General features: G+C 41.6%; 16 protein-coding genes. 9 read left to right on the forward strand and 7 right to left on the reverse strand.

All coding sequences use genetic code 11. The features are described from left to right. Positions 1-404 precede the first annotated feature (404 nt). The gene (locus M2273_RS23725; RefSeq protein ID WP_429400267.1) at positions 405-1,619 is read left to right on the forward strand and encodes a hypothetical protein; all 1,215 of its coding nucleotides are present in this window, start codon (positions 405-407) and stop codon (positions 1,617-1,619) included. A 156-nt stretch (positions 1,620-1,775) separates the two neighbouring features. Here the strand turns inward: M2273_RS23725 and M2273_RS23730 are convergent, their stop codons facing one another. From M2273_RS23730 to M2273_RS23740, 3 genes are all read right to left on the reverse strand, one after another. Next, positions 1,776-2,666 carry an OmpA family protein gene (locus M2273_RS23730; RefSeq protein WP_429400268.1) on the reverse strand — a complete coding sequence of 297 codons (891 nt, stop codon included), beginning with the start codon at positions 2,664-2,666 and terminating at the stop codon, positions 1,776-1,778. A 263-nt stretch (positions 2,667-2,929) separates the two neighbouring features. Beyond that, positions 2,930-3,811 (reverse strand): DUF3078 domain-containing protein, encoded by an 882-nt coding sequence (locus tag M2273_RS23735; RefSeq protein ID WP_429400269.1) that lies wholly within the window; start codon positions 3,809-3,811, stop codon positions 2,930-2,932. Positions 3,812-4,087: 276 nt separating this feature from the next. Beyond that, positions 4,088-4,525, reverse strand: coding sequence for an RrF2 family transcriptional regulator (locus M2273_RS23740; RefSeq protein WP_429400270.1), 438 nt, complete (start codon positions 4,523-4,525; stop codon positions 4,088-4,090). Positions 4,526-4,672: 147 nt separating this feature from the next. Between M2273_RS23740 and hmpA the strand changes: the two genes are divergently transcribed. After that, on the forward strand, positions 4,673-5,884 hold the full coding sequence (gene hmpA / locus M2273_RS23745) for an NO-inducible flavohemoprotein (protein WP_429400271.1): 1,212 nt from the start codon (positions 4,673-4,675) through the stop codon (positions 5,882-5,884). Between the two features lie 73 nt (positions 5,885-5,957). Here hmpA and M2273_RS23750 read toward each other — a convergent pair whose 3' ends face one another. Then, a complete protein-coding gene (locus M2273_RS23750; protein WP_429400272.1) occupies positions 5,958-6,908 on the reverse strand; it encodes an NADP-dependent oxidoreductase in 951 nt (316 codons plus the stop codon). Between the two features lie 153 nt (positions 6,909-7,061). On the opposite strand from M2273_RS23750, the gene M2273_RS23755 reads away from it, so the two are divergent. From M2273_RS23755 to purD, 5 genes are all read left to right on the forward strand, one after another. Continuing rightward, on the forward strand, positions 7,062-7,877 hold the full coding sequence (locus M2273_RS23755) for an AraC family transcriptional regulator (RefSeq protein WP_429400273.1): 816 nt from the start codon (positions 7,062-7,064) through the stop codon (positions 7,875-7,877). 39 nt (positions 7,878-7,916) lie between these two features. Then, complete coding sequence (locus M2273_RS23760) at positions 7,917-8,783, forward strand: helix-turn-helix domain-containing protein (RefSeq protein WP_429400274.1); 867 nt, start codon at positions 7,917-7,919, stop codon at positions 8,781-8,783. A gap of 371 nt (positions 8,784-9,154) precedes the next feature. Further along, complete coding sequence (locus M2273_RS23765) at positions 9,155-10,198, forward strand: alpha/beta hydrolase (protein WP_429400275.1); 1,044 nt, start codon at positions 9,155-9,157, stop codon at positions 10,196-10,198. Positions 10,199-10,292: 94 nt separating this feature from the next. Further along, positions 10,293-10,709, forward strand: coding sequence for an acyl-CoA thioesterase (locus tag M2273_RS23770; RefSeq protein ID WP_429400276.1), 417 nt, complete (start codon positions 10,293-10,295; stop codon positions 10,707-10,709). A 107-nt stretch (positions 10,710-10,816) separates the two neighbouring features. Next, positions 10,817-12,091, forward strand: a complete 1,275-nt coding sequence (gene purD / locus M2273_RS23775) for a phosphoribosylamine--glycine ligase (protein ID WP_429400277.1) — start codon at positions 10,817-10,819, stop codon at positions 12,089-12,091. Positions 12,092-12,365: 274 nt separating this feature from the next. Here purD and M2273_RS23780 read toward each other — a convergent pair whose 3' ends face one another. The 3 genes from M2273_RS23780 to M2273_RS23790 form a co-directional block, all read right to left on the reverse strand. Then, positions 12,366-13,478, reverse strand: a complete 1,113-nt coding sequence (locus M2273_RS23780; RefSeq protein WP_429400278.1) for a redoxin domain-containing protein — start codon at positions 13,476-13,478, stop codon at positions 12,366-12,368. Between the two features lie 120 nt (positions 13,479-13,598). Next, positions 13,599-14,771 carry a redoxin domain-containing protein gene (locus M2273_RS23785; RefSeq protein ID WP_429400279.1) on the reverse strand — a complete coding sequence of 391 codons (1,173 nt, stop codon included), beginning with the start codon at positions 14,769-14,771 and terminating at the stop codon, positions 13,599-13,601. Positions 14,772-14,842: 71 nt separating this feature from the next. After that, positions 14,843-16,024 (reverse strand): formimidoylglutamase, encoded by a 1,182-nt coding sequence (locus tag M2273_RS23790; protein ID WP_429400280.1) that lies wholly within the window; start codon positions 16,022-16,024, stop codon positions 14,843-14,845. 156 nt (positions 16,025-16,180) lie between these two features. Between M2273_RS23790 and M2273_RS23795 the strand changes: the two genes are divergently transcribed. Further along, the gene (locus tag M2273_RS23795) at positions 16,181-17,149 is read left to right on the forward strand and encodes an SDR family NAD(P)-dependent oxidoreductase (RefSeq protein ID WP_429400281.1); all 969 of its coding nucleotides are present in this window, start codon (positions 16,181-16,183) and stop codon (positions 17,147-17,149) included. A gap of 250 nt (positions 17,150-17,399) precedes the next feature. Then, entirely contained in the window at positions 17,400-18,689 is a 1,290-nt protein-coding gene (locus M2273_RS23800) for an HAD-IB family phosphatase (protein ID WP_429400321.1), read from the forward strand. The last annotated feature ends 17 nt before the right edge of the window (positions 18,690-18,706 follow it).

Raw genomic sequence — 18,706 nt, forward strand, 5'->3', positions numbered from 1 at the left:
TAGATAAAAAGCGACATTGTTTTTTAAGTGTCTTTGTAACAATAATGTTTCTTAACTGTGTTTTTGACATGAGCATAAGGTTCGAGGTTGGAAACTTCAGTAATAAAGTCAAGCCCTATCGGGGCTCCGTGTTTATAGCAATTATTGTATGTATAAAACTATGAGCTCCATGGGAGCTTCCTAAAAATGTTATCGCCCCGCCAGTTCAAGCGTCCTTCGCTTGAACTTATATCCAATGTAAGCGTCCACGCATTATTAAAAAAGGTAAGCGTGGACGCTTACCTCAGCAACTATTTAAGCGCAGACGCTTGAATAGGCGGGGTTAAATAAATTTGATTCGTTGTTTGATAAGAAATTCATATATATCTGTACTTTTGCCTTTAATAAAGCCTTATCATAATTAAATGAATAAATACCTGCCACTGGTAACTATCGCATTTATTGCGTCACTTTCCGCATGTAAAAAAGAAGCCGTCGGAAATAAATCAATCATTGATACCATTAAAATTAATGATACTATTAAAGTTAATGTTAATGAACTTGATCGGCCAATTAATTTAAGCGCTTCTAAAGGATTATATGGCAACAGGATAATTGTAACCTGGACCCCAATACCAAAAGCAAAAAATTACCGGTTATTCAAATTTGACAGTACTAAACAAGACTATCAATTACTAAAAGAATCAGCAGATACGAGCTATACCGACTTAGCAACAGTAACACCATTAACCAAGGTATTTTATAAGGTAATGGTATATAATAGCAATACAGAATATAGTAAGTTTAGCGATATAGATTATGGTTACACTACAGGGCAAGACTATAGCAGAAATCTATTTTTTGGTTCCCCAGGCTCTGGCCCTGGACAATTTGCATACCCGAACTACGTGGATGTTGACAAAGAGGATAACATTTATGTAGCCGATCTTGACAATGGTAAGGTTCAGAAATTCGATAAAACAGGTAAATTTTTGGAGTTATTCTTTGCAGGTACCAGATCGGCAAGAGGATTGGCCTTCTTAAATAATGGTAATGCGATAGTAACCCAGTTAACGTTATCAGACAATTACGTTAAGATTATCGATAAACAAAAAAATGTGGTAGCGTCCTGGGGAAGTTATGGTACAGGTGACGGCAAGTTTCAAAACATTGAAGGAATAACTGTTGATGATGACCAAAATATCTATATAGTAGATGGCATTAATAATGTAGTTCAGAAATTCGACCAAAAAGGAAAGTTTCTTTTAAAATTCACAGCCGCAATACAAGCTCCCAATCAGGCGGGGGGACCATATCCATTTGGAATTTGCTATTATAACAATAAAATCTTTGTTACTTCTCCCTATAACAGCATTATAAGAATATATGATAAAAACGGTAAATTTTTAAATTCATGGGATGCTGGTACCTCTGCAGAAGGAATAAAAGCCCGAAACAATTATCTTTATATAGCTTGTGCAGGCTTTATCTTGAAAACAGATGAAAAAGGAGAGATAAGAGAAAAAATAGGAGCTGGTCAATTTAGCAGCATTATAACAGGCTTAACTGTAAATAGCGAAGATGAGATTATAGTAACCGAGGTATATAGTCAAAAGATTATCAGTTATAAACATTTATAAAGGCTTGGTAAGGCATATATAAATTGATCATATAAATAAAAAAAGGCCACTTTAAAAAGTGGCCTTTTTTTATTTATATTCCCTCAGTCATTTAATTTTCCGACGGGAAATACTTTGCGTTGGCAATACCATCCAATCACGGATTACTTTACAGCCTTATTGTTTTGGCGGTGTTACCGGAGGTGTTGTTGACTGCGCGTCAGGTGCTTTGCCTATCAGATCCATAAACTGATCAAGTTTTGGGGTAATGATAATTTGCGTACGCCTGTTTTTTGATTTACCGTCTGGCGTGTTATTGTCGGCAATAGGGTTGTATTCGCCACGACCACCGGCTGTTAAACGTTTGGGTTCAACACCGTAAGTGGTTTGCAGGGATTGCACTACTGATGATGCCCTTAAAGCACTCAAATCCCAGTTGTTACGGATGTTTTTCTGTGTGATGGGCACATTATCAGTGTTACCTTCAATCAGCACATCATAAGTGTTATAATCTTTAATGATCTTGGCAATTTTGCTCAGCGTTGCGCCGGCTTTGTCTGATATTTCATAACTGCCCGATTTATACAGCATATTATCGGCAAGCGATATATAAACCACGCCTTTTAATACCTTTACATCAACATCGCTCAGCTCCTGCTGACTTAATGAGCGGGTAAGGTTGTTGGTTAACACCATGTTAAGCGAATCGCTTTTGGATTTGGCATTCACCAATTGCTGAATGTATTTGTTGGAGCTGTTGATCTCATCAACCAGTTTAGAAATGTTCACACTTCCCTGGTTGGTGGAGTTTAAACATTTATTAAGGGCATCCTGCAAAACCTTTACATTTGCTCTTTCAGATGCTAACTGATCTTCCAGGCTCTTTACCCGGCCGTTTGCCACAGCCAGTTGCTGCTCACTGGTTTGATATTTTACGCTCAGGTCGCGGGTGCTGTTTTGCAACTGCGTGTAGTTGGCGTTCAGCTCTTTATACTTTTTGGTGCTTACGCAACTTTGAGCCGTCACTGCTACAATGAGCAGCGCTAATATTAATTTGGGAAACTTCATATATTTTTACTTTTATTTAAATTAAATGTATATCAATAAAGCATAACTAATTATTATCAGTAAAGTTTTGTTTATTAATCATTTCCGCTTAAACGGGTGGTAATATTTACCTCAAAACCCACCTTAAAAAAATTTCAGGCTATAAACCAAAAGCCCTTAGTTCATCACTAAGGGCTTTTAGTTTATCGTGTTCGGGAGTGTTCGGGTTTTTCATTCATACAAAAAAGCGAACACCCGAGCACTCTTAAGATCGCGTAGGAAAATTAAAATTTATATGTTAAGCCCGCGCCAAAAATTTGCTTTACCTGTAAGGCAATTTTCGTACTGCCGTCTTCATTTGGTATTCGGGTTTTACCATCATAAATCAATTGCAAGCCCGCATTAACCGTTACAAACTTGTTTACTTTCATAAAAAGGTTGGCGGTATAGTCTGTATAAATATCACCCGGTTTGTGTAGATAATCTGAGTATAGTTTCAAAATATTCTCCAGGCTGATGTTCTCTACCAGATTGATCTTGTAATAAGCATCTAACGAAGCACCAAACTGGAACAGGCTTTTATGGTCAGGAGTAACACCAAACGCGCCCCTGTGCGAAAGCGTGTCATCATTCACCATAATGATACGTGCCGCAGCAGGCGAAATATTGATCCTGAAATTATCAGAACGCTTATAAGCAAAACCAGGTCCAAAGGTAAGGTATGCCGGGGCCAGGAAATTGGAGATAAATGTTTTGGGTTCTGTAGTATAATCGTAACCTTTTGTAAACTGGGATTGGAAGTTCATATAAAAGGTGTACAGCCAGTATTTTGATGCCTGTCTGCCCAGCAAGCTATTCAAAACTATTTTATCGTCGTTTTTGCGCCAGCCTGCATCCTGCTGTTTACTTAAACCATAGCCCAGGATAACTTTATTGTCCCAGCTCCATTTATCTTTTTTGTAATTAAAATCGTAATTAAAAAGCAGGTTACCTGCAAATGCATTTACACCACCTGCCGACCAGTTTGAATAAGAACTTTGATTGATCAGGAAAGTGTTTTCGCCGTGAATGGTCCATCTTTTTGTGGTGTCGGCTTTCGGTGCATCCTGCGCATAGCCCAACAGGCCAACACATGATAATACTAACAGTAGTGTGATTTTTTTCATAAGAGGTAAAATGTTTAGTGATCAAAAAAGCTTCTCTGCCATTCATCCTTACCCCGCAATAACAAACTTATCTTAGTTTATGGCTATCAGTATTTTTTACAAAATACTTTAATATAAGTTATTATTTTATCCGTTTTTGAGCAATATATGTATTCATGCTCCGACAGATGCTTAGCCAAATATCGCATTTTATTATTTATTATTGTTTAACGAAATTAATGTAACCGTTAATTTACACCCGGAGATAAGGCATTAAAAACTAAGAAAATAATATCCTTATTTTTTGAGAGAGAGTAATCCGTTCATCAGTTCCTCATTAAAGTTGCCGATAGTGGTAGTATTAAGCATCAGGTATATCCGGTTCCGGATATCTTTAAACTCATTATGTAAAGGGCATGGATTAACTTCAGAACATTGTTTTAATCCCAGTCCGCATCCGTGAAACAAGCTGTCGCCATCAACAGCCTCCACAATTTCACTCAGCGGGCGGGTGAGTGCCGGGGCATCCATATAAAAGCCGCCATGCGGTCCTTTAAAAGAACTGATAAGCCCCTTGCGGCTCAGGTCCTGCAGTATTTTGGCCAAAAAATGCTCAGGCGAGTCAATACCGGCGGCAATATCCTTTATGCCTACCTTACTACCTGATGCAGTTTTATGGGCTATAAAAAAAACGGCCCGGATAGCATACTCACATGTTTTTGAAAAAATCGCCATAATTTGATAGCACAAAATTAACAAAAAAATTAATAAAAGATATTTTTGTCTTTTATTTTTTTAATGCATAGTTTTGCCCTGTCAATCATCAAAACGCGCGGATCATTGCACAATAATAAAAGACAAAAAGGTATTAATATATTCATTATGACAACCGAACAAAAAACACTCATTACCGCAACCGTACCAATACTGAAGGAAAACGGCGTACTGCTAACCAAATATTTCTACAACCGGATGTTCACCCATCACCCCGAACTCAAGAATATGTTTAATATGGGGAACCAGCAGAGCGGAAAACAGCAAACTGCTTTAGCCATGGCCGTACTGGCCTATGCCGAACACATAGCCGATCCCACGGTGTTGCTCCCGGTGGTCGACCGTATTGGCCAAAAACACATTAGTCTGGATATTCGTCCAGAACAATATATTATAGTGGGTAGGCACCTGATAGCCTCTATACAGGAAGTTTTAGGCGATGCCGCTACCCCCGAAATTGTAGATGCCTGGACAGCCGCGTATAACCAGCTGGCTAAGCTTATGTCGGGCCATGAGGCTAATTTATACGAACAGCAAACCAACAGGACTAACGGGTGGACAGGCTGGCGCCCTTTTAAAGTGGGTAAAAAAGTAACGGAATCTGCCGAGATCACTTCGTTTTACCTTTATCCCGCCGATGGAGGCAAGGTAACACCACACCAACCGGGGCAGTTTATCAGCATCCGTTTGTTTTTGCCGCAGCTTAACCTGAAACAAGCCAGGCAATACAGCGTATCAAGCACCCCAGGCCATGAATACTATCGGATCTCTGTAAAGCGGGAAAAAGGCTCCAATCTGGATACCAGCGGCATGATCAGCAACCAGCTTCATGACTTTATTAATGAAAACGATATTGTTGACCTTACCGCACCGGCAGGTAATTTTACACTGACCCCTAATATTGATGCACCGGTTACCCTCATCAGCGGTGGCGTTGGTATTACGCCATTATTGAGCATGCTACATAGCCTGGTTGAAAATGACTACGCCCATCCTATCACCTGGCTTCATGGCTGCCGTGATCAGTCGGTACATGCTTTCAGGAACCAACTCAATGATATTGTGAAAACAAAGAGCAATGTAAAACAACACGTTTTTTATAATCAGGTAACTGACGAAAACAGGGAAGCAGGGGTTTTAGAAGGTTACCTGGATATCAGCAAAGTACCCTCGCTAAACCTTCAGCCCGATGCGCACTACTTTATCTGCGGCCCTTCCGCGTTTATTCAAAAGCAGCACCATGACCTGGTTAGCGCCGGGGTAAATAAACAACACATCTACTTTGAAGAGTTTGGCCCGCAACTGCTCTCCTTAAACTAATTAAACAATATCAAAGCAAAAAACCGGCGTTGGGCCGGCTTTTTGCTTTGAATAGCTTGATTGCATTAATCCATTATAATTCTACTACAATCTTACCCCGGGTTTTACCAGCATCTACCTTTTCATGTGCGGCAGGGATATCTTCAAAGCTAAATACATCAGATATATGCGATCTCAGACTGCCATTTTCCAGTAGTTTGGCTATTTGCTTCATATCCTCACCGTTTGATTCCACTGCCAGCCTGTAGGCCTGTACTTCTTTTGATTCGGCTTTTTCCGCATTTTTGCCTTCGAAAAAGGCAAGCAGGCTTATCACCCGGCCACCACGTTTAACGGCATCTAATGACCTTAATATATGATCGCCAGGAATGCCGTCAAGTATCACATCAGCGTCCTGTACCTTCTCCTCAAACTTTTCCTTACTGTAATCAATGAAATCATCAGCACTCAGTGCTAATATAAAATCTTTGCTCGTTGCCGATCCTGTACCTATTACATAGGCGCCAAAATGTTTGGCTATCTGGACGGCATAATGCCCCACGCCACCTGCGGCCGAATGGATCAGCACTTTGTCGCCCGGTTTTACTTTGGCATAGGTAACCAGTGCCTGCCACGCGGTTAATGCGGCAAGTGAGGCAGCCGCGGCTTCGTTATGTGATATGCTGGCAGGTTTTATAGCCAGGTGGCTTACTGGAGCGGCTACGTACTCGGCGTAAGCCTTGGCATGACCGGGGAATTTTACCATTCCAAATACATCGTCGCCAACTTTCAAATCGGTTACATCGTCACCAACTTCCACAACTGTACCCGAAACATCCCATCCCAATATCATTTGTTCGCCGGGCTCTATTAGCAATTTTCTTTTCACGTACACCTCATTTTGCCTTACAAAGCCATCAACCGGATTAATGCCAATAGACCTTGTTTTTATCAAAACTTCATCGGCCTTAATAACCGGTTTGTCAATTTCCTTTAAAATTAGCTTATCGGTACCACCGTTTTCTGTTAATATTATAGCTTTCATGTTATCTTTATTTTTGTATACCCAAATGTCGGACAAAGCCACGGGCCAATTCCGGTACAATTTTGGGATAAAAACGTAGTTTTAAAGGATATGCAAACCCGACATCTCTTTCAGCCTTTTGATATCCACTTGCTGAGATCAAATGAATGCCCGATGAAGGTCCATCGGCATACTTTTTTTGAGCTGGTTTATATTATTGAGGGCGAGGGCATACATAACATCAATGGTAACGCTTTAAGATACGGGCCGGGCAGCCTGTATTTGCTTAGTCCGATGATGGTTCATCATTTTACCGTGGAGCAGCTTACGTCCTTTGTGTTTGTATGCTTTAATAACATCTATATAAAAGGAGTATTTACTAAGGATGAACAGCATAACTCCGGAAACTGGCTGCAAAAGCTGGAATATATTTTTCAGAGCAAACAGGATCAGGGCGCTATTATTAAAAACGAAAGAGATAAACCGTTAACAGCTGCCATTATAGATGCTATTGTTGCTGAATATGAACTGGGGCAAGACATGATGAAAGATGTGGTACAGCAACTCATCAATACGTTAATTACTATTGTAGCCAGGAATATTACCATTAAGTGTGATGCAAAAACAGGGGGCGATACTGTTGCCCTACAGATCATTAACTATATACACCTGAATATTTATGACCCTGAAAAACTGAAGGCCGAAAACATTGCCGATCATTTTAATATCTCTACCAATTACATCAGCGAATATTTTAAAAAGCAAACCGGCGAAAACCTGCAACAGTTTATCATCAATTATAAATTGTCATTAGCCGAAACCAGGTTGCGCCACAGCAATATGCGGCTGAATGAAATTGCCTTTGAACTTGGCTTTACCGATGAAAGCCACCTGACCAAAACATTTAAGAAATACAGGGGGGAATCGCCTGCCCAGTTCAAAAAGAATATCAGGACAGCCGATCAAACAGAAAAATTTTTACCGGCTTAAAAATAAGCATATACCTTATCTCACACTTTATATATTTTCATGGCCCGTTTCAGAGAATTTACTTTTAAAAAATTTGGCTTTTTTGATTTCCAACAAGATATCCTCAACCAGTTGAAATCAGGCGATTATAGCGGTTTTATTAAAATAGTTTTTGTAAAAGCCGGTGGCCAGGTAATTATTGACTTTACCGAATATCAGCTGGAGCAGGATGCTTTATTTTTTATCAACGTGGGGCAATACTATCAATTTGGCGAACACTGTTCAGGTACGATGATCTATTACAACCGCGATTTTTATTGTGTAGAAATACATGATAAAGAAGTGGCCTGCGATGGCATCCTCTTTCATAATGTATACGAGATCCCCGTTGTGTTAATGAGTGCCCAGGAATCGCTTAATATGCAGCAGATCATTGGAGAAATGAAAGTAGAAATTGAGCGAAATGATAGCTCCATGGAAGAAATGCTGCGTATTTTACTAAAACAGCTTATTATTAAAGCTACCCGGTTATGGAAACGGAAACACCAGGTAACTACTGAAGATGCCCATGCAGAAGCTGAGTTTTCAAGAACCTTTAGCCAACTGGTGGAGTGGCATTATACTAAACACCATACCGTGGCCAATTATGCCGATCTACTCAACATAAGTCCGAAGGCGCTGAATAAACGTATAACCCGTTACAGCAATACTTCCCCAAATGACATTATCAAAAACCGCATCATCATGGAGGCCAAAAGATTGCTGGTGCACACTACTTTAAGCGTAAAGGAGATAGGTTATAAATTAGGCTATGATGACCCCTCCTATTTTATCCGCCTGTTTGCTAAACAGGCAGATGCTTCACCGCAGAGTTTCAGAATAAAATATCAGGCCCCCAACCCCCTGAAGGGGGAGCTTTTTGAATAATAAGCTGAGAAAAGGTAGTTTTGCCTGGTTTTGAGTAGACTCACCCCGACATCGCTGCGCTTGTCGAATCTCTCTTCGGCTTCGGCGGAAAAGGGTTTAGGAGATTTTTTCCTTTGATCTTTTGTCTAACTATCCTTCATCAATTTTCAAAGCCCCCTCTTTGCGCCGAAGGCGAAGAGAGGGATGGCGAGCGAAGCAAAGCCAGGGTGAGTAGTTTGCAAGCAAATCAAAAAGTTCCCCCTTCAGGGGTAGGGGGCCTCCAGGGGAAAAATGTGCTATATATGTCTAAAATTGTGCATTGAGTTGCTTTAATTGGCAATGTATCTTTGTTATGTTCAAACGAATAATCAACTATTAAAAACATATACAGCATGAAAACTCAAAACACCCCCAACAAACCTGCTTCAGTTATTTTAACACTTAGCACAGGCCAAACAAATGTTCAACCTATTGATCCGCAGCAAGATCCAAACATTGAAAGTAATATTAAGGCATTTTTGAAAGTGCTTAATTCAGGTAACGGCAAACCACTTGAAGAGCTTTCGCCAAAAGATGCACGTGCCGTGCTGACAGGTGCTCAGGAATCAGTAAAGTTTGATTACTCCGATATCACCATTACCGAAAAAACAATTACCGCCGATGGTGAGCCCATCAAATTACATATTGTTAAACCCGCTAATGCAACAGGTGTGTTGCCGGTGTTCATGTTTTTCCATGGTGGTGGCTGGGTGCTTGGCGATTTCCCTACCCATCAGCGCCTCGTTCGCGATATTGTGGTAGCATCAGGCGCGGCAGCAGTGTTTGTGAATTACACCCCATCGCCCGAAGCTCAATATCCTACAGCTATTAATCAGGCCTATGCCGCTACAAAATGGGTGGCTGAAAACGGCAGTGAGATCAATGTTGACGGTAAAAACTTAGCAGTAGCAGGTAACAGTGTTGGTGGTAACATGGCGGCCGTGGTTGCCCTGATGGCAAAAGAAAAAAAGGGACCCGAAATTAAATTGCAGGTACTATTATGGCCCGTAACCAATGCCGATTTTGAAACAGAGTCATACAACAAATATGCTACAGATCGTTTCCTGACTAAAAGTGTTATGAAATGGTTCTGGGATAATTACACTATCGATCCTGAAAAACGTAAAGAAATATATGCATCGCCATTACAAGCAACCCTTGAACAATTAAAAGGCTTGCCTCCTGCAGTAGTAGCAGTAGCTGAAAACGACGTGCTGCGCGATGAAGGTGAAGCTTACGCACGCAAGTTGGACGAAGCTGGTGTTAAAGTAAAATCAATGCGCTACAATGGCATGATCCACGACTGGGGATTGCTTAACCCTATAGCTCATGTTCCCGGCACTCAGGCTGTTGTGGTTCAGGCTGGTACTGAAATTAAAAACGCGCTTGCCAAATAAACCCAGGCAAACACAGCTAATAAAAATCCCGGCTGCTTATAGCCGGGATTTTTTGTTTTAATATATTTGCCGCCTACCTATAAAATATACACAAATGGAATATTCAAAAAACTACGTGGCAAAGGATGAGCACATAGATGTTCAGGAAATTATGGACGGCCTCTATTATCCGTTTTATATGGAGTATTGCAGGCACGATTACATCCGCGAAGTGCTGGGCTTTGATTTTGACACCGAAGCAAAAAATGGCGTATATATGGTTTTATCGAACTATAGCATCAGCTTTTTAAGGTCATTAAAAAAGGGCGATGAGTTTAAGGTTACCTGTGAGCTATTCGCCGACAAGGCGGGTGCGCCTAAATTACATTTTAAACAGTCTATTATCTTAAACAACAAGGTAATGACCAAAGCCGTATTTACCGGCACCTGCGTACCTGCAACCGGCGGCAGGCCATACCTGCCGGCATCTGTGCTCGAAAAAATAAAGGATGCCCCTGTACTGGACGTTTAAATCACCTTCAATTCCCCTTGTAAAATTCTCTTAGTTTAATCACTAAGAGAATTTTACGTATAAGGCCATCGGTCGAAACTTACAGGCAAATAACTATCTTTGCCGCCATGAATATCCTGATCCTCGGTTCAGGCGGAAGGGAAAGTGCCTTCGCCTGGAAAATATCGCAAAGCCCTAAATGCCAAAAACTGTTTATTGCACCCGGTAATGCCGGTACACAACAATATGGCACAAATGTTAACCTTAAGGTTACCGACTTTGCGGGTATTAAAGCTTTTGTTTTAAGCAATGGCATTAACCTGGTATTGGTTGGCCCCGAGGAGCCGCTGGTAAAAGGTGTTCACGATTTCTTTCTTGCCGATGATGAACTGAAAAGCATACCTGTAATAGGCCCACAACAGGAAGCCGCCCAACTGGAAGGCAGCAAGGATTTTTCAAAACAGTTTATGCAAAAGCATAACATACCAACCGCGGCCTACAAAACTTTCACCAAAGATACCCTGCAGGAAGGTCTTACTTACCTGGCTACGGCTGGTTTACCGGTTGTATTAAAAGCCGACGGCCTGGCAGCTGGTAAGGGTGTTTTGATATGCACCACGCTGGAAGAAGCCCGGCTTGAACTAACTGAAATGCTTGCCGAAGCTAAGTTTGGCGAAGCCAGCTCAAGGGTTGTGGTTGAACAATTTTTACAAGGTATTGAGCTTTCGGTTTTTGTAATGACCGATGGCACCCATTATAAAATACTCCCCGAAGCCAAAGATTACAAACGTATTGGCGAAGGTGATACCGGCCTGAATACGGGTGGCATGGGCTCTGTTTCGCCGGTGCCGTTTGCCGATGCTGCCTTTATGCAAAAGGTAGAGGAAAGGGTGATCATCCCAACGGTTGAAGGTTTAAAAAAGGAAAATATCCCTTACAAAGGTTTTATTTTCATCGGCCTTATGAACAGCGATGGTGAGCCATGGGTAATTGAATATAACTGCCGCATGGGCGATCCTGAAACAGAAAGTGTTATGCCGCGCATTGAGTCGGATTTTGTTGATCTGCTGTTGGGCGTTGCCGAAGGAAATTTAAACGAAAAAGAATTAATTATAAGCGATAAAACCGCGGCCACCGTAGTAATGGTTGCTGGCGGTTATCCCGGCGAGTACATGAAGAACAAAGTAATAACCGGAACAGAGAATGTACGTGAGTCGATAGTTTTTCATGCCGGTACAAGTATCGATGGTGAAAATGTGATAACCACAGGCGGCCGGGTTTTAGCTATAACCACTCTGCAGGATAATATGTTTGCTGCCCTGCAGCAAGCCACTGCCGATACCAGCCGTATTTATTATGATGGCATGTATTTCAGGCGCGATATTGGGTTTGACTTATTGTAGTTCATTGGTTTATTGGTTCATTAAACTTTTAATTTCTAACAATGTCATTTCGACGAGGTACGAGGAGAAACTACCTCTTGAGCGATAGCGAAAAATCTTATGCTACATAAAAAACACAGCGTATAAGATTTCTCCGTACGCAAACGCTCAAAACCACCCTCCGTTCGTCGAAATGACAAGTTTAATATACACATATAAAAAAGCCAGACATATTGAATTGATCTGGCTTTTTTTATGAAGTGGTTACTAATGAAAAAGTGAACTAATGAACCAATTAAATCTTCCCGAATATTTCGGCCAGTTTAGCTTCCAGGTCATCACCTCTCAGATTTTTAGCGATGATCTTTCCATTAGGATCGAGTAGAAAATTTTGAGGGATACCGCGTACTGCATACAAAGTGGCGGCCTTGCTATCCCAAAATTTAAGGTCAGATACATGATTCCAGGTTAAGCCATCTTTATGTATAGCTGCCAACCATTTTTCTTTAGCGTTTGGCCTGTCAAGCGATACACCCAAAATGGTAAATTTCTGATTTTTATAATGATTATAAGCCTGTACAACATTAGGATTTTCCCTGCGGCAAGGCCCGCACCATGAGGCCCAAAAATCAATCAAAACATACTTACCCCTGAATGACGACAACTTGATGACCTTACCGCTGGTGTCGGCCTCGGCAAACTCTGGCGCGGTTGCGCCCAATGCTACTGCCTTTAACTTAGGCATCCGCTCGGCAAACTTTTTACCTGCTTCACTTTGCTTCAAAGCAGGTGATAAGGCATTAAACAATGGCTCAATGTCTACATAATCGGCACTGTAGGCAAATGATTCCAATGCGTTTAAGCTGATAAATGAATCAGGATTTTCCTGGATGAATTTTTTATCTGTAGCGGCACTCTGCTGGTCTATTGCTTTTTCATCGGCTTTTGCCTGCTTCATAAACTCCGGCGAATTTTGCTGCTCGGGTGTGGCTGCCTTTTGTTTATCATCCAAGGCTTTATAAGCATCATTTATTGGCTTTTGCGCCAATTGGTATTTCTCGTTTTCAAGGTTGGTTTTGGTCCCTTCAATCTTTGCATTAGCCAATAAATCGGTTGTAGTTACGGTAATAATACCCGGTTCCAGATAAATGGAGCGATAATCCACAGCATCGTGTACCCCGGTGCCTTTAGCATTAAAAGCGATATCAGCATAATTGGGGTTACTGCCGGCTACACCTGTAAACTGAAATTTACCATCTTTTAGGGTAGCAGAGTCAATCACCGTTTTGCCCTTAACACGATATTCAAGATATACTTTAGCCGGGGCATTGTTCTCGCCTATTTTACCCTGTACGGTATATTTGGCATCCTGTGCAAAAACAATAGCAGGCAAGCCTGCTATTGCCATTAAGGTTATTTTTTTAATTGCGCTAATGTTCATAACGCAAATTAGTATTATTTCAATTATATAAATACTTATTAATTAAAATATTGCAATAAAATTCGCCTATATGTATACAGTTGGGCACTAAATTTTTCCAAACAACTCCTGCAGTTTGGCGTCAAGGTCTTCGCCACGCAGATTTTTAGCAATGATCTTTCCGTTAGGATCAATCAGGTAATTTTGCGGGATAGAGCTTACCTGGTAAAGCGCGGCGGCCGCGTTGTTCCAGAATTTAAGGTCAGATACCTGTGTCCAAGCCAGGCCGTCGTTCTTAATAGCATCAAGCCATGCCGATTTACCTTCAGGCTTATCAAGCGATACACCAACTACGGTAAAATTTTTTGCTTTATATTTGTTATAGTTGCGTACCACATTAGGATTTTCCTGTCTGCAGGGGCCGCACCATGATGCCCAAAAATCAAGTAGCACATACTTACCCCTGAATGATGATAGTTTAACCGGCGCACCATTTACATCGTTTTGTATAAAATCGGGCGCTACAGCACCAATTGCGGTTACTTTTAAACCATCAATACCATGTTTCAGGTTTTTACCAGCTTCGGTATCCTTTAAACTTTGTGACAGGCCGTTAAATAACGGCTCAATTTCATTAGGATCAGGCGCGGGGCCGCCTACCGAGTTAATGGCCAGCAGGCTCAAATAACTATTGGGGTTATTGGTAATAAAGTTTTTAAGTGCGGCATTTTGCTCGGCCTGGATATTCTTATACCGGGCTTGCATCCTGCTTTGAAAATCAGGCGCTTTTTGCTGTTCGGGCGTAGCGGTTTTTGCTTCGGTCATTAATGCCTGTGCCTTTTTATTAATAACAGCCAGTTGTGAGGTAAGTTTTCTGTTATCGTCATTTAAAGGCGACCCTGTAATTTGTGCTTTTGATATCGAATCTTTACTGCTGATGGTAATTGTACCCTTTTCAAGAAAAAGGTTCAGATCATCGGCTGTTTTTGACGGGCCACCATCAGCATAATTCAGCTGTACATATTTTGCAAGTCCAATACCTTTGTAATCAAGCGCTAAAGTGGCGTTCACCGGGTTTAATAAATTGCCGGTAAAGCTAAAAGCACCATTGGCAACATTTGCCGAATCGACAACGTTATTGGCGCCTAACTGATATATCAAATACACTTTAGCCGGAGCACCGATGGTACCCAGCTTACCATTAACAGTAAAAGTATCGGAGGTTTGGGCAAATGCCATTACTGGCAACATGGCCGCTATGCAAAAAAACAATTTCTTCATCAGAATATAAAAACTATAAGCTTTGTTAACGTTAAAAAGCTGTGTGAATTATAATTATTAATATAATATTATTAGTTTAATTTTTGATAAGTGCGCCACCACAGATCAGGCAGCTCACCTGATGCGGCCATTTTATAATCATCATAACTGCAGGGAACCAGGTGAAAACGCTCATTACGTGAACCTCCCGTGGGATAAGGTACCTGCATCCACCAACGGTCTGACTTTTTGCTTTTCACAAACACAACCTCCTGATCTTCGTGCTTTAAACTTGTTTTATAAATAAGGTACTGACTTTTGGGATTAAGCGGAAAATCACGTTTGCGGTTATAAACCCCTTCTACAAAATACCATATCATTTGCGCCAGCAGTGTCGCGGTTTGCCCGTTGCTGTCATAAGCCGGATTAAACTCATAAAAGCCAATGGAACTTAGCTTATCATTAAAACCGGCGTAACGGCACAGCTGGCAGGCTTCTTCACCATAAAACCCATTGGGCGTGGCGTTGGCATTGCCCATAGCATCTGAGGAACGGATTGCACCTACATCCAAACTGATCATGCTGGCATTACGGATGGCGGGTTCTGTAATGGCCACCTTTCCGCTCAGTTCGCCCAGGCGATGTACATCAAAATAAAGCTTATCCATTACCCGCAGGCTTTCCTGGCTGGCAAAATAAGTTTGATAACCCAGATTGCTATAGTTGAACAGATAATTTGGCTCGTGCAAAAATATTTTATTGAGATATGATTGCGAGGTAGTTTCCATCGTGTCCTGGGTTTCATCCTCATCCAGGTCAAAATGCGAATCGATCACTACCAGGTCAACCTTTTGTTCCAGGTCTTCATAACCCAGGTATTGCGCGTAGGTAAGGTCCTGCCCGCCACCCAGTATAATGGGAATAATATCTTTCTTTATCAGTTCGCCTACTACGGTTTTAAGCGCAAAATAGGTATCAGTAACCGTGGCCCCGGCGCGTATATTACCCAGATCGGCAATTTTTACACTATACCCGCCCTCATGAAGCAGGTAAAGTTTCTCGCGAATGTAATCGGGGCCAAGCGCGCAACCCGGATTATCGATGGCATTCCGGTCGTCCATAACGCCGATGATGGCCAGGTCTGTTTTCTCCTCCAGATCAGGAAAATCAACAGAATAATGCACAATTTTATCGCCAAGCTGGCTGGTATAATACCCCTTTTTAGGAGCGATCTTTTTAAGATCAATGGGTGTAAAAAAATCAGCTAAGGACATAATGTTTCAAATGTGCAGATTCCAGATGTGCAAAGGTGCAGATTTTTTGTCTGAACCTGAATTAAAGAATTTATGAATTATCAGAGTCATTTACTCATCTGCAAGTTTTGAAATTTGCAAATATAAATTTCAAACATTTATAATCACATTTGCAATATGATTTTAGTTACTGGTGCTACGGGTTTTTTAGGGGCCGAACTGGCAAAACTGCTGGTTAGTTCAGGGGCACAGATTCGCTGCACCAAAAGGAGTAGTTCCAAAATACCTGCATTGCTGAACCCCTTTCATGACCTTATAACATGGGTTGATGCCGACATGATGGATGTATTTGCGCTTGCTGACGCCCTGGAAGGCATTACCCAGGTTTACCATTGCGCGGCATGGGTATCGTTAAAAGAGGCTGATAAAAAGCCGATGATCAACACCAACGTTACCGGAACAGCCAATTTGGTTAATTTGTGCGCAGAACGGGGCATACGCATAGTTCATGTAAGTTCCATAGCGGCAATTGGCGTAGCTAAACCCGGCGAACTGATCACAGAGAACCATCACCTGGAGCAGTCGGCCGATAATGATGGCTATGCCATATCAAAATTGGAAAGTGAAATGGAGATTTGGCGCGGCATTGCCGAAGGTTTGGATGCGGTAATTGTAAACCCCTCCCTTATTTTAGGTGTCAGCGCCGGCACAACAGGTACTGGTGCTTTGTTCGAGACCGTACGTAAGGGCCTCAAATTTTATACCGGCGGCAGCGGAGGTTTTGTTGATGTGGAGGATGTAGCCAAATGTATGGTAGCCCTCATGAACAGCGAGATTGCTGCCGAACGTTACATTATCAGCGCCGAAAACTATACTTATAAAGCAATAACCACCGAAATCGCCAACGATTTCGGTGTAAAACCACCCGCAAAATTAGCTAAACCCTGGATGATGGGCCTGGCCTGGCGCGGGGCAGCTATTATAGCGGCTTTAACCGGTAAAGATCCTTCCATTGATAAAACATCAGCCCGGGCAGCATCACAGATCCGCGAGTTTGATAATTCCAAAATTAAGGAAGCTATTGATTTTAAATTTAAACCGGTGAGTGAAACGATAGCGGAAGTTTGTAAGGCGTTGAAGCAGTGAGATAAAATTTTCCAGCAATAACACAGTAGATATTATCAACAAACTAAACTTGTCATTGCGAGCGTAGCGTGGCAATCTCATTATGCTAATCACCCTTGATAAGCGAATAGTCTATCTTGGTGAGATTGCTTCGTTCCTCGCAATGACATGGGTTGATGATCCATCGTCCACATTCCATTATCCTCATAGCGTCAATATATTAAACTCCTTCCCGCTCATCAGCAAAAAATTTTGCACATTTGCACCCAAGATGGAGCAGTACTTTATTATTGATTTCGACAGCACGTTTACACAGGTTGAGGCCCTTGACGAACTGGCCCGCATTTCTCTCAAAAATCATCCCGACCGCGAGGATATTTATAAACAGATTGAAGACCTGACCAATGCGTCTATGGAGGGTAAACTATCCTTTACACAAAGTTTAGAGGCAAGGGTAAAACTGTTGCAGGCCAACCGCGATCATTTAAAGCAACTCATCACCCATCTCAAGAAAAAGGTATCCACCTCGTTTTCACGCAATACCATATTCTTTAAAAACCATCAGGACGAAGTTTTGATCGTATCTGGTGGTTTCAAGGAATTTATTACCCCGGTAGTAACCGAATATCACATAAAAAAAGAAAATATTTACGCCAATACTTTTGTATTTGATGATGATGGCAACATCATTGGGTATGACAGGGAAAACCCGCTTTCGCAGGAAGGCGGTAAGGTAAAATTACTGAAAGAGCTGCAATTGCCCGGCGATATTTATGGTATTGGCGATGGCTATTCTGATTTCCAGCTGAAGGAATCGGGCATGATCAAAAAATTCTTTGCCTTTACCGAAAATATCGAACGTAAATCAGTAGCCGAAAAGGCTGACCATATTACACCCAGTTTTGATGAGTTTCTGTACCTTAACAAACTGCCGCGGGCCATATCATACCCCAAAAATCGCATCAAATGCCTGATAGTAGGTGATGTAGACGAAGACGCCCTGGCCCAGATGAAGAAAGAAGGTTATAACCTGCGCCACCGCGAAAGCATTGAAGAAAAATACCTGGAAGAAGCAGGCGTTTTATTTTGTGATGAAGCCAATCAGCCCAACCCGGAGCAGATCCAGAATGCCGGCCGGCTTAAAGTAATAGGTATTTTTGGCAAAAGTAACCGCAAACTGGCCGATACGGCTACAGATTGCGGCATCATTATATTTGACGACCCCAAGCATAACCCACACAATAATGATTTTATACCCCGCAGGGTAATGGCTTTCATGAACGAGGGTAAAACGCATACCAGTTGCAACTTCCCGGATCTGCAGCCGCCGCGTATAAACAATGCCCACCGTTTAATACATATTCACAAAAATATACCGGGTATACTGGCCAAAATAAACGATGTATTTGCCCGCCACAACATTAATATTGTGGGTGAGTTTTTGGTTACTAACGCCCAGATAGGTTATGTAATTACCGATGTAAATACAGGCTATGATGCTCAGGTACTTAACGAACTAAAAGCCATTGAACATACTATAAAGTTTAGGTTGCTGTATTAGATAATCTGTTGCGGGGG

Origin of the sequence: Mucilaginibacter lappiensis (genome assembly GCF_050433765.1) — a bacterium.
Lineage (GTDB): Bacteria > Bacteroidota > Bacteroidia > Sphingobacteriales > Sphingobacteriaceae > Mucilaginibacter > Mucilaginibacter lappiensis_A.